9 protein-coding genes are annotated in these 12,569 nt (G+C 54.8%); 6 read left to right on the top strand and 3 right to left on the bottom strand.

Annotation, left to right across the window (positions count from 1 at the left end; genetic code table 11):
* Positions 1–640: 640 nt before the first annotated feature.
* Complete coding sequence (locus AS19_RS05175; RefSeq protein WP_041705291.1) at positions 641–3,181, bottom strand: ATP-binding protein; 2,541 nt, start codon at positions 3,179–3,181, stop codon at positions 641–643.
* A gap of 323 nt (positions 3,182–3,504) precedes the next feature.
* Between AS19_RS05175 and AS19_RS05170 the strand changes: the two genes are divergently transcribed.
* The 4 genes from AS19_RS05170 to AS19_RS05155 all read left to right on the top strand — a co-directional run bounded on the left by AS19_RS05170 (position 3,505) and on the right by AS19_RS05155 (position 6,149).
* On the top strand, positions 3,505–4,170 hold the full coding sequence (locus AS19_RS05170; RefSeq protein WP_046961816.1) for a hypothetical protein: 666 nt from the start codon (positions 3,505–3,507) through the stop codon (positions 4,168–4,170).
* Positions 4,171–4,284: 114 nt separating this feature from the next.
* Positions 4,285–5,442 carry an FAD-dependent 5-carboxymethylaminomethyl-2-thiouridine(34) oxidoreductase MnmC gene (gene mnmC / locus AS19_RS05165; RefSeq protein ID WP_046961815.1) on the top strand — a complete coding sequence of 386 codons (1,158 nt, stop codon included), beginning with the start codon at positions 4,285–4,287 and terminating at the stop codon, positions 5,440–5,442.
* A complete protein-coding gene (locus AS19_RS05160) occupies positions 5,439–5,837 on the top strand; it encodes an MAPEG family protein (RefSeq protein ID WP_035458533.1) in 399 nt (132 codons plus the stop codon). Before mnmC ends, AS19_RS05160 begins: the two co-directional genes overlap by 4 nt.
* 72 nt (positions 5,838–5,909) lie before the next feature.
* Positions 5,910–6,149 (top strand): YheU family protein, encoded by a 240-nt coding sequence (locus tag AS19_RS05155; protein WP_011588252.1) that lies wholly within the window; start codon positions 5,910–5,912, stop codon positions 6,147–6,149.
* A 25-nt stretch (positions 6,150–6,174) separates the two neighbouring features.
* On the opposite strand, the gene AS19_RS05150 is transcribed toward AS19_RS05155, so the two are convergent.
* Both AS19_RS05150 and AS19_RS05145 read right to left on the bottom strand, forming a co-directional pair.
* Positions 6,175–7,131, bottom strand: a complete 957-nt coding sequence (locus AS19_RS05150) for a ketopantoate reductase family protein (RefSeq protein WP_011588251.1) — start codon at positions 7,129–7,131, stop codon at positions 6,175–6,177.
* Positions 7,132–7,357: 226 nt separating this feature from the next.
* Entirely contained in the window at positions 7,358–8,005 is a 648-nt protein-coding gene (locus AS19_RS05145; RefSeq protein WP_011588250.1) for a TetR family transcriptional regulator, read from the bottom strand.
* Positions 8,006–8,141: 136 nt separating this feature from the next.
* Between AS19_RS05145 and AS19_RS05140 the strand changes: the two genes are divergently transcribed.
* A complete protein-coding gene (locus AS19_RS05140) occupies positions 8,142–9,404 on the top strand; it encodes an efflux RND transporter periplasmic adaptor subunit (RefSeq protein ID WP_231860980.1) in 1,263 nt (420 codons plus the stop codon).
* Positions 9,405–9,431: 27 nt separating this feature from the next.
* Positions 9,432–12,557, top strand: coding sequence for an efflux RND transporter permease subunit (locus tag AS19_RS05135; protein ID WP_011588248.1), 3,126 nt, complete (start codon positions 9,432–9,434; stop codon positions 12,555–12,557).
* Positions 12,558–12,569 lie beyond the last annotated feature (12 nt).

The following is a 12,569-nucleotide window of genomic DNA, read 5'->3' as shown; positions in this document are numbered from 1 at the left end:
GAGAGGCAAAGCAACGACCCGCCGAGAACACCATGTAAACAAACAGCACAAATGCTAAACATTACATAATAGGTTCTTCGCCTGCCCAAGCCCATTGCCCCTGCTTTCACAACAAGAGGTTCGCAACAATCTAGATACAAGCCTTTAGGCCCGAGCAGAAGAATTAAAGAGCATACTCGCCAGTTTAAAACGCAGTTAACACAATGAATTTAATGATGAAAAAAAACCTATAGGGTGGCAATATTCACACAAAACCAATAAACAAGAACTGGATTAAAAATCATTAAAAGAATGGGCTTAAGCATGATGCTTGCCTGCTAATTGGAAACCACCGGAACCATCTTGCGAGTGTTGAATATGCTCATATTCCGCCATCACGAATCATTTTCTTTTCTTACCACCAGCGCCATCGGTCTCACCCTTTGTGGGCTCGGGCTAACCTTTAATAGCATTGAGTGGCAGCTGATCAGCATGGCCAGCTTTTTTGGTGGAATCATGTTGGCCGCCTATGGCTGCGTGCTCCACGCGATACAGAACCATCAAGCATGGCGCGTCGAAAGCGCACTATTGGTAATATTTATGGTGGTCTTACTTGCAGAGCCCTTGCTACCCACGGCAGTACAGGACACGTTAATATACCTTATGCCGTAACCCCCAAGTACTTGAACAAAGCTTGCTTCATGGCCGCCAGAGAAAGAGGCTTAATCAATTGTCCATCCATACCTGACCGAGACATTCGCCCAGAGTGTTCGCTAATCGCATGGGCGCTCAGTGCTAGTATCTGGCAAGGGTTCCAGCCGCGCTCTGCCTCCAGATCACGAATGTGTCTAGCACAGGCAAAGCCATCCATCACCGGCATATCCAAATCCATCAGCACCAAATCCAGATTACCGCTCTGCGCACCAAAAGCATCAAGCCCTTGTTGACCATCTTCAGCGACAATAATGTGCACAACCCCAAGCCGTTGCAGGTACCCTTTTGCCACCATCTGGTTTACCGGGTTATCTTCAACGATAAGGACACGCAAATTGGAGACAGATTCCACCGCCGCTGGTTCAGTGATAATTGGAATCACACCCGGCACATGGCTTCCCAATAATTGCTGAAGATCAGAGACTGTGATCACCGATCGGCGCAGCACCAGGACATCGCCTGACAGCCACTGCGGAGGGGAGCAGCGCATACCGATCAACAGTAGAATTTTGATGTCGGCCGAGTTCAAGCGTGTCATCTGTAATGCTTCCCCGAACAACGCCTGATCAGGCAAACCATTGATCAGCAAGATACCACTGTCCGCCTCTGCGTTAGGCTCAGCGAGCTGCCCAACAGTCTTTATCACCTTCACGGTCTGAAAACGCGGATCATCAATCAACCAATCAGCCAGGCTCCCCTGCACATCCCAGAGCCAGCTGGCAGGCGGCAGTTCAGCCATCATCGGGACCGTTTCTTGATCGCTGGCCATCTGGATACTGAAGCTGAACCGCGAACCCTGCCCTGGTGCGCTGTGCACATGGATCTCTCCCCCCATCAGCTCGACTAACTCACGGCTGATAGACAACCCCAATCCCGTACCCCCATAACGCTGTGCTGTATTGGCTGATGCCTGTGTGAAACGTTGGAACAATTGGGCCTGTTCCACCTGACTGAGCCCAATGCCCGTGTCAGCCACCGAGAAAGTATATAGCGGCGCCTCGCCGTACTGCCGACGGCATACTAAAGACAATACGACCCGCCCATTACGGGTGAATTTCACCGCATTGCCAACCAAATTGATCAAGATCTGGCGCAAACGAATAGCGTCACCCACTACGTCCGATGGCGTCTGCGGATCCACATCCAGAATCACTAGCGTGCCGTTGTCACTGGCCGGCAGATTGAACATTTGCACACACTCAGCCAGCAACACCGGTAGGTCAAAGTGCTCTTCCACCAACTCCAGCTTGCCTGCTTCAATCTTGGCGAAATCCAGCACATCGTTAATCAACGCGGTTAAGGTACGGCCAGCGCTGTCTATTAAGCTGATGTACTCCTGCTGGCGAGGTGATGGGTCGGTCTCACGTAACAACTCGGCCAACCCAATAACGCCATTCAACGGCGTTCTAATTTCATGGCTCATACGGGCGAGAAACAAACTCTTAGCTTGGCTTTCAGCACGGGCATTGATTGCTCTAGAATTAGACCAATACACCCATAGAGCCAAGCTCAACACCACCATATAAAGCAATACGATGCCCAGCATCATCCAAACTGTGGCCCGCGCTTTCTCATTGCGAGCATTACCCAATAGCTGGTCAGCCAAGGAAATCAACATGGCGGATAAGCCATCCACTGATTTCATGACACTGCGGCTACGATCATAGGCATCCGTCCAAGACACCTCGATCTGTGTGGCCAAAATCAGTTCCTGTTCAGACCACGTCAAAAACGACAATAAACTTCCCCGCACTAACCCCCATTGTTGCTGCAGCTCGATGGCTCCGGTACGTGCCGCCAGTGCCTTGATCTCACTGTCGATGATAGTCACCTGATGTTGCAGCCGCTGCCAGGCATTTTCCAGCCGGCGGACATCATTGTCGCCCAGGTAGCCGCCCCGTAGGCTCACATATAATGACAACGATCTAATCAAGCCGATATCTTCCTGCACCTGCATGAATGAACCCAAGGGAAGCGACAGCACTTCGTTGGGTTCCAAGCCCTCACCTATCGATAAGTCCGACACAAACAACACCGTGGACAAAACCGTGCTTAGCCGCTGGGTAATTTGGTTCACGTTATCAAAAGGGCCAACCACATCTTCCATAGGAATGCCGGTTTTCACCGTCAAGTCGCTCCAAGCCTCACTGAGTAAGCGGGCCTGATCACGTAGCCCAGCAGTATCGCGTTGCCGTACGCCGTGGAGAAAGGCCTGCAACCGACTGCCCGCGCGGGAACGGCTAAGCTCGAAGCGCGAGACGATCCCCGGTTCCTGGGTATAAATAGCCGCCGAGGCCAGATCTCGCATATCATTAAGAGGCGGCACGGCCTCCAGCCCCAGGTCAAACAAGCCCACATCTGCACGCATGGTATCGTAGGTATCCAGCAGCCCTAGGCGATGCTGAAGCAAAAGCGCCGAAGCGATAGCAAATGGCAACGTGATCAACGCAAACAGCAGTAACATGGCCGCACTGGTTCGCAGACCCACAACCGGCAGCCTCGGAACTAATTGCGCCCCATCTTGTGACGCAGTATGTGATGGCTTTTCCATCGGCCTGCCCTGAAAAAGGTTATGCTCGTAGTTTGCCACGTGGGAGGGCCTGAAAAACCCCCTGCATGGCCTATAAGGGTATAAATGCTTAGGACACCTGTGAATAACGCCTTGCACACTAAGGCTTTCAGGCTGGTTCCCCCCCAGTTGGACCAGGTAGAGAGGAGCGCACTTCTGAAGGCCTGCGGGTTGCCTGTCGAGGCCGTACAACAACGGGATATCCCGATAACAAGATAATAACCTTCCCTATGCTGCGATCTATGAATGTAAAATTTTGCTATCTGTTGCCCGCCTTTATCTGGGCCATTTCGCTGGCCGGCTGTGCCAGTAAAACGGCCCTGGAAACCTCAAGCGCACCATTGCACGTACAAAAGTTAGACAAATCCGCCCTGAAAGCCACAGGCTCGGAAAACCAAGCCCGCGCTCTACCCGCGCACAAAGCGCAGCTAGCGTTCTATCAGGCCCCCAAAACCCTGGCAGGCCTCCAACTTGACGGCGAAATCAGCTCCGAATACGCACGCACCCTGCGTTACCGAGGGCCCAATAGCAAAGAACAACTTACCCTTACCCTCTCAGGCTTACCCATAGGGTGGGATAGCATGCCTGCGCATCGTGCCGTAGCAGGCTACTACAGCGAGCTTCGCCAGCGCCGGGTGAACAAAGCGTTAAGCAACAGTGCCTATGCTCTTAGCATAATCAGCGAACAATTGGTCGACCTAGAAGGAAACCCGAGCGCGCAATCACAAATGCGCTGGATAGAACCCAATCGACCGATTCAGAACCAAGCGTTACTGGTCACACTGATCAATAACCACTTCGTTCGCATCAGCAATGCCAGCTACCAGCAAAAAACACGCTGGTTACTGCAACAGGCCAAGCGTGCCCTCGCAGAGTTCAAGGCAGCACAGGCCGTGACGGCACCCTGAACGCAACATGTTATTATTTCGCCTCACTGGGAGGTTCGCTAACCATACCGGCTTCATTAACGCTCCCGTGTTGGCAACCCTGACCCTCGCCCACACAAATGGGCCCTCTTCTTTATGACAGCAATTGATTTCGCCCTGCCTAACTGGGGTGGCCACGCCATTGTCATTGGCGCTGGGCTGGCTGGCGCCACCACCGCCCGAGCCCTAGCCGAACGGGGCTGGCGGGTAACCGTGATCGACCCTCAGGGCATTGCCAATGGCGCATCCGGAAACTTAGCAGGCGTGGTATACAGCACCCCTAGTCCTCACCTAACCCCACAGAACCGTTTCTACCAAACGAGCTACCGCCATGCATTAACTTGGCTATGGCGCCACGGCTTTCCTGCCAGTCACCGCGACGGCCAACTCAACGGCGTGATTCAGCATTTCGTCAACGACAAACAACGGAAAAAGCTCACCGCTGCCATGGACAGTGGCGCCTGGCCAAAGGATTTGCTGCGACCGGCCAACGCCGCCAATGCCGTAGAACTGGTGGGCGGCGGCTATCTGCGCCCAGATCGCTGGTGCCAACATCTTCTCGACCACCCCGCCATCGTGTTGCGCCATGAAGCAGTAACGTCACTCCATGAAGGGGCACCCGCTAGCGTATGGCTAACTCACAGTGGGCCGCTTGAAGCCAATGCTGTGATCGTTTGTGCTGCCGGTGCCAGCCAGCAGTTAGGCGGTTTGGCCTGGCTTCCCCTCAAGCAGATACGAGGCCAGGTCAGCTATTGTAAGGCCACCGATACATCCCGCCAGTGGCAACAGGCACAATGCCACGGAGGCTATCTAACACCCGCGTTGGACGACCTACACTGTGTCGGTGCGACGTTTAATTTGCACGATAGCCACCCTGCGCCCACAGATGCCGACGATGCCGAAAACCTTGCACAGCTAAAATATTATCTTCCAGATGCTTGGCAGGCTTTGGGGGGCAATGCCATTGCGATCAAACACCGCCGCGTGGCCTTTCGTTGCCAGAGTGTGGACTTTTTGCCCTTGTGTGGCCCCTTGCCTGTAGCCACCGACAACCCCCACCGTACAGCCACAGGCTTGTATCTCAACCTTGCCCACGGCAGCCGAGGGATTACCGGTACACCGCTGTGTGCTGACCTGTTAGCCGATCTCATAAGCGGGCAATCGTTACCCATAGACGCACAATTGGTTGACGCCCTGGACCCTGCACGGTTTATTGTTCGCAAACGCAAAAAACAACCGGAGTGGAAACCATGAATTTAGTGAGCGTGCCTGTCACCGCCCTGTATGCCGCCCTATGCGGTTTTCTTATTATCGCCCTAGCCGCCAACGTAGTCCGTTACCGTTTGGGTAAAAAGGTATCCTTAGGGGATGGTGGCCACGAAGATGTGAACCGCGCCATTCGCGCCCACGGTAACACCATAGAATATATCCCACTGGCACTGATATTGATGGCCTTGCTGGAAATCAATGGTGCCGGCAATACCTCCTTACACCTCTACGGCATTGTGCTGCTGGCCGGGCGTATATCCTACGCCTACGGCATGCTGGTTCCGCACAGCAGCATCAACCAGGCCCGCCAGATTGGAGTGCTGTCATCCTGGATCGTCATCGTCGCCACTAGCATTCAGTTGCTGGTGAGCAGCCTCTGAAATCGCAAGCTTACAAACATAGAAAGCGCCTTTCGCGCTTTCTCATTTAAACCGCTTAACCCGACACTATTTATGCCAATCATTGTTCCTTGGAAAGATCTGCCCCCCGACACACTGCACAACCTGATTGAAGAGTTCGTGACACGGGAGGGTACCGACTACGGCGATACCGAGATCGCCACTGCTACCAAGGTGGAGCAGGTCCGTGAGCAGTTGAAGAAAGAACAGGTATTTGTGCTATTTGATGACATTACCGAAAGCGTTTCCATATTAAGCAAGGAACAGCTCACCGACATTGAGAACGGACAGTAATCACAGGTTGCTGCTAATTCTTAAGTTATTCGCTGTGAGCGCTGTCTACCCCCTGCCGTATACGCAATGTCACCAATACCGTGCGCAAATGCGGAACCGGCACATCAAGACGGTCAGCGATAGCGACTATATTGCCAACAATGGCCTCCAGCTCGATAGGCCTATCATTCAAGTAATCCAGCGCCATAGAGTTTTTATATGCGCCCATGGCGCGAGTCCCCGATATATTCTTCTCGATGATGTCGGGGGGCATGGGGTAACCATCAGCCTCAGCCACCGCTATCACCTCTTTCATCATAAGGCGGATCAACGCTTCGCCACCTGGAGCATCAAGCATGGTCAACGTATCAGCACCGTTGGCCAGCACGCTCAACGGATTGAACGATGTGTTCCAGACACATTTGCGCCAACGCTCGCCAACCACCGCATCAGTACCGTTGACATCGATACCGCCCTCGCGGAACAAATTGGCCAACTGTTCGCAGTGCTGATCAAAACCCTTTGGAAAATTCCCCATCACCAGCTGTCCATAGGCCTGGTGATTAACGGTACCCGGCCCGGTGCGGCTCACAGCAATGAATGCCAAACAACTTAGCAATGGATTGTCGGGGAAGGCATCGGCCAGCTCACGTTCAATATCCAGGCCGTTCTCAATCAGCACCAGTGCGGTGTGATTTCCTAACCAAGAGCGAACGAGTTCTGCCCGGTCCACACCCGGCAACACCTTGACGCACAACAACACATAATCTGGCGTTTGCAGCGGGGTTTCACCAGGCTGATAGACATGATCTGGAGTCCACGAAAGGTCACCCAGCGGGCTAGTAAAGCGGAAACCAGAGGCTTTCACTGTCTCATAATCTGAACGCAACACAACACTAACCGCACACCCTGCCCGTTTCAGGATCGCGCCATAAAAACTACCAATGGCACCAGCGCCTATCACCACAATGTGGGGCTTAGCCTCCGCGCTTTTGAGGATCATTGCCTCTATTCTCCTAACAGGCTGCGTTCTTGTTGGGGCCCAAACAACGCCGGCAAACCGAGCATGACAAACAAACCCATCGCCGATGAATACAAAGTGCTGACTCGCTGATGAACCTCACCTGACGCCCGCGGCAACAACAGCACGCCACCGAGTATGTTTCATACGCCCAGGTTATCGAAAGTTCAAACGAGGTTTGTTCATGAAAAATAAGCGCGAGCCGTTCTCACACAGAACCTTCACCAACCACAAGGCTGGGGGAACGCTGCAGGCTGAACAGGAAAGTATCCACATAATCCGGCGCGGCATCCGCCAGATCAAAAACTGACGGATCCAACAACCAATACATGATCACGCCATTGAGCAGGCTATGCAGCAATGTCACCGCACGCCCAATGTTTAACCCTGCAGGCAGCTGCCCTTTGGCAATAGCATTCCTGAAAGTCGTTTCCAGTCCGTCAGACGCATCCCTGCACGCATCGCGCTGGCGCAATAGCAGATCCCGATTCTCATCACTGAACTCGCACTTCTGAAAAATGATCTCGAAAACCCGGCGCTGGGACGGATCCTGAGCCACTTGCTGTAACAAATACACCATAAACTCACGCAGGCGTCCCATTGGATCCGCCTCATCATCCGCCTCTGCCCGCTGGGCTAAGGCCTCAAATGGCAAGCGCCGACGGTCCGCCATGGCCACAAAGACATCATGCTTATTTTTGAAGTGCCAATAAATCGCTCCGCGCGTCACTCCCGCCTCACAGGCAATATCATGTAATGAGGCAGACAACACGCCCTTGCGATGAAAAACTTGTTCCGCCGCATCCAAGATATGGGTACGGGTTTCCATCGCTTCTGCCTTGGTGCGCCGAACCATTGGAGACTCCCAAATGGAATTGACAGTATTTTGTTCAAGTTAGCCAAAAGATCTATACATACATTACTGAATGTATATACTGAACTTGATTCATTTTTCATGCAAGCACCACAAGCCGTCTTTAATGGACAAGCTGATGGCGTGCTATAGCGTGTTTCCAAGCACTGAGGTGATTATGCGCAGCGGTTTCATTCTCCCCCTGATAGCAGGCGTACTCGCACTGCAGCTAAGTGGCTGCGGCGATGCCGGCCAATCCGGCCAACAACAACAGCAACAAGCACCCGAAGTCGGCTTTGTCACCGTCAAGGCGGCCACCGTCACCTTGAACCGGGAACTGCCCGGGCGAACCACTGCACACCAGGTTGCCGAAGTGCGGCCCCAAGTCAGTGGTGTGATAGAAAAGCGCCTCTTTGAAGAAGGCCAAGAAGTAAGCGCGGGGCAACCGCTGTACAAAATAGACTCACGCACCTATCAAGCAGCGGTGGCTAGCGCCCGAGCGGAGCTGGCCCGTGCCACTGCCACCCTGAATTCCAACGACTTGCGAGCCAAACGCTTCAAGAAACTGTTGGATTACAAAGCGGTGAGCCAGCAAGAATACGACGAAGCTCAGGCCCAGCTGGATGAGAACAAGGCCGCCGTAGCCGCTGCACGTGCCAATCTGCAAAGTGCCCAGATCAATCTGGATTACGCCACGATTAAAGCGCCAATCAGCGGGCGCATTGGCCGCTCCAGCGTCACCGCCGGTGCTTTGGTCACCGCCAATCAGGCAAACGCCCTGGCCACCATTCGCCAACTCGACCCGATCTACGTAGACCTGACCCAGTCAAGCAACGAGCTGCGTCAGCTGCGCCAAGCCATGCAGGCCGGTGAGCTGCAACAGGTCAGCGACGACGAAGCACGCATTACCCTAATACTCGAAGATGGCTCCCACTATAAGGAAGCCGGTGCCCTGCAATTTTCCGAATTCGCCGTGGATGAAAGCACCGGCTCAGTCACCTTGCGTGCCCTATTTCCCAACCCGGACGGCGAACTGCTGCCCGGCATGTTCGTTCGCGGCCGCCTACCGGAAGGTCAACGCAAGGATGCCATTCTGGTTCCCCAAAAAGGCATTACCCGCGACCCGACCGGCCAAGCCTACGCCATGCTGATCGACGACAATAATCAGGTAAAAAAAGTGAAAGTCCGCACTGAGCGCGCAGTCGGCAACCAGTGGCTTATTGCCGACGGACTGAAAGACGGTGATCGCCTGATTGTGGACGGCCTGCAACGGATTCAGCCCGGCGCTCCGGTTTCCCCAGTGGACACAGAAAAAGCCAACGTCGAGCCCGCACCCGCACAGCAAGAACAACCCCAGTCCCCCGCCAGCGACGCTGGCGAGGCACAAAGCGCAGCGCAATAATACGCAACGACGAGAAACGGGATTCCCATGGCCAGATTTTTTATTGACCGTCCAATTTTTGCCTGGGTGATTGCCATCATCATGATGATGGCCGGTGCCTTGGCCATTTACACCCTGCCCATTGAGCAGTACCCCACCGTTGCGCCTCCGCAAGTCTCCATTGCCGGTAACTACCCCGGCGCTTCGGCGAAAACCGTGGAAGATTCGGTCACCCAGGTGATCGAGCAACAAATGAACGGGATCGACAACCTGCTGTACATGAGCTCCAGCAGTGACTCTTTCGGTAATGCCGCAGTGAACCTGACGTTCGCCCCCGGCACCGACCCGGACATTGCGCAAGTACAAGTACAGAACAAGCTACAGCTGGCGACCCCCCTGCTGCCCCAGGAAGTGCAGCAACAAGGAATGCAGGTCACCAAATCCTCAGACTCTTTCCTGATGGTGGCGGGCTTTACCTCCGAAGATGGCAGCCTATCCCGTGCTGACCTAGCCGATTACGTGGCCTCCAATGTGCAGGACCCGGTCAGCCGGGTGCCCGGCGTGGGTCAGATCCAGCTGTTCGGCTCTCCCTATGCCATGCGCGTCTGGCTGGACCCGAACAAACTGAATAAATTTGATTTAACCCCCCAAGATGTTACCCAGACAATCGAGGTTCAAAATAATCAGGTAGCCAGCGGTCAATTGGGCGGCGCACCGGCCGTAGAAGGCCAGCAATTGAACGCCACCATCATCGCCCAGACCCGCCTGGAAGACGTGGATCAATTCGAGAATATCCTGCTGAAAGTAAACCCGGACGGCTCTCGAGTGTTCCTTAAAGACGTGGCCCGAGTCGAACTGGCAGCGCAGAACTACGACGTGCAGGGCCGTTATAACGGCCAGCCCGCCGCCGGCCTGGCCATCAGCCTAGCCACCGGCGCCAACGCCCTGGACACCGCAGAAGCACTGCGTGCCCGCCTAGCCGAACTGCAGCCCTACTTCCCTGATAAGATGGAAATGGTGTTTCCCTACGACACCACGCCCTTCGTCAGTATCTCCATCGAAGAAGTGGTACATACCCTGTTCGAAGCCATCATCTTGGTCTTCCTGGTCATGTATCTGTTCTTACAAAACTTCCGCGCCACCCTCATCCCCACACTAGCGGTGCCCGTGGTTCTGCTAGGCACCTTTGCGGTGCTGGCCGCCTTCGGCTTTTCCATCAATACCCTAACCATGTTTGGCATGGTGCTGGCCATCGGCCTACTGGTAGATGACGCCATCGTGGTGGTGGAAAACGTGGAACGGGTGATGCACGAGGAGGGCCTCCCGCCCAAAGAGGCTACCCGTAAATCCATGGGGCAGATTACGGGCGCGCTGGTGGGCATCGCCTTGGTACTGTCAGCCGTATTCGTTCCCATGGCCTTTTTCCCGGGCTCCACCGGAGCCATTTACCGCCAGTTCTCCATCACCATTGTGTCCGCCATGGTGCTGTCCGTGCTGGTGGCCTTGATCCTCACTCCGGCCCTGTGTGCCACCATGCTCAAGGCCAAGGACAGCGAGCACCAAACCGATCATGGCTTCTTCGGCTGGTTTAACCGCACCTTCGACAAGAGCAGCCGTCGTTATCAGGGCAGCGTGGAAAAAATCCTCGGCCGCCGGGGCCGCTACCTGTTTATCTATGTGGTGATCGTCGGTGTGCTCGGCTTCAGCTTCATGCGCCTTCCATCCAGCTTCCTGCCGGAAGAAGATCAGGGGATTTTGTTCACCCTAGTGACCCTGCCAGCGGGCTCAACCCAAGAGCAGACAGTCAAAGTGCTGGAAAAAATGGAGGACTATTATCTAAATGAAGAGGCCTCCGCTGTGGATGGCCTGTTCACGGTGGCCGGCTTCAGTTTCACCGGCCGCGGCCAGAACGCCGGCATGGCGTTCGTGAACCTGAAGGACTGGTCAGAACGGGATCTGTCCGTGGACGGCGCCGACAATGTGGTTGCCCGCGCCATGGGCTATTTCTCCACCATTCGCGAAGCGATGATGTTTGCACTGAATCCGCCATCGATTCCTGAACTGGGCAACGCCAGCGGGTTCGACTTCCAGCTGCTTGACCAGTCTGGTCAAGGGCACGAAGCGCTGATTCAGGCTCGTAACCAGATGCTCGGCATGGCCGCCCAAGATCCTCGACTGGCCGGGGTACGCCCCAATGGTTTGGAAGACAGCCCGCAGTACCAAATCGATATTGACCAGCAGAAAGCCAAAGCGCTAGGGCTGTCCATCAGCGACATTAACAGCACTCTGCAAATCGCCTGGGGCTCCAGCTACGTCAATAACTTTGTCGACCGGGGCCGGGTAAAACGAGTGTATGTGCAGGCCGATGCCCCCTACCGCATGCTACCGGAAAACGTCAACGACTGGTTTGTGCGTAATAACCAAGGGAAAATGGTGCCGTTCTCCACCTTTGCCACGGGCCACTGGACGTATGGTTCTCCCAAGCTAGAACGCTATAACGGTGTGTCGTCGGTGAACATCCAAGGCAACGCGGCACCCGGCTACAGTACAGGCGACGCCATGGATGCCATGGAAGAACTATCCGCTAAGCTGCCCGCCGGGTTCGGCTTCGAATGGACCGGAATGTCCTACCAGGAACGTCAGTCTGGTGACCAGGCCCCTGCGCTGTATGTCATCTCACTATTAGTAGTATTCCTCTGTCTGGCGGCCCTGTATGAAAGCTGGTCGATTCCATTCGCGGTAATGCTGGTGGTCCCTCTGGGCATTCTCGGTGCGGTACTGGCCGCTACCTTCCGTGACCTGAACAACGACGTCTTCTTCCAGGTGGGGCTGTTAACCACCATCGGCCTCTCGGCGAAAAACGCCATTCTGATTGCGGAATTCGCGCTGGAGCTGGAGCAAAAAGGCGAGCACTTGCTCAAGGCCACCCTAGAAGCCGTGCGCATGCGGCTGCGCCCGATCCTGATGACCTCACTGGCCTTCATGCTCGGGGTAACCCCACTGATGATCAGTACTGGTGCTGGTGCCGGTGCTCGTAACGCCATCGGTACCGGGGTATTCGGCGGAATGCTCACCGCCACCGTCCTCGCCATCTTCTTCATTCCGCTGTTCTACGTGGCGGTGCGCAAACTATCCGGCGTGCCCCTCGACGGCAAGAAGAAAGGCAAAGAATAAGTCCACGCGGAG

It is taken from the genome of Alcanivorax sp. NBRC 101098 (assembly GCF_001010505.1).
Taxonomy (GTDB): domain Bacteria; phylum Pseudomonadota; class Gammaproteobacteria; order Pseudomonadales; family Alcanivoracaceae; genus Alcanivorax; species Alcanivorax borkumensis.
This window is presented reverse-complemented; position numbering and strand designations above follow the sequence as displayed.

Bases quoted from the DNA above. Each gene is read 5' to 3' on its own strand.
- AS19_RS05150 (WP_011588251.1), bottom strand. From the start codon at position 7,131: ATGATCCTCAAAAGCGCGGAGGCTAAGCCCCACATTGTGGTGATAGGC.
- mnmC (WP_046961815.1), top strand. From the start codon at position 4,285: ATGACAGCAATTGATTTCGCCCTGCCTAACTGGGGTGGCCACGCCATT.
- AS19_RS05155 (WP_011588252.1), top strand. From the start codon at position 5,910: ATGCCAATCATTGTTCCTTGGAAAGATCTGCCCCCCGACACACTGCAC.
- AS19_RS05140 (WP_231860980.1), top strand. From the start codon at position 8,142: ATGGCGTGCTATAGCGTGTTTCCAAGCACTGAGGTGATTATGCGCAGC.
- AS19_RS05160 (WP_035458533.1), top strand. From the start codon at position 5,439: ATGAATTTAGTGAGCGTGCCTGTCACCGCCCTGTATGCCGCCCTATGC.
- AS19_RS05170 (WP_046961816.1), top strand. From the start codon at position 3,505: ATGAATGTAAAATTTTGCTATCTGTTGCCCGCCTTTATCTGGGCCATT.
- AS19_RS05135 (WP_011588248.1), top strand. From the start codon at position 9,432: ATGGCCAGATTTTTTATTGACCGTCCAATTTTTGCCTGGGTGATTGCC.
- AS19_RS05145 (WP_011588250.1), bottom strand. From the start codon at position 8,005: ATGGTTCGGCGCACCAAGGCAGAAGCGATGGAAACCCGTACCCATATC.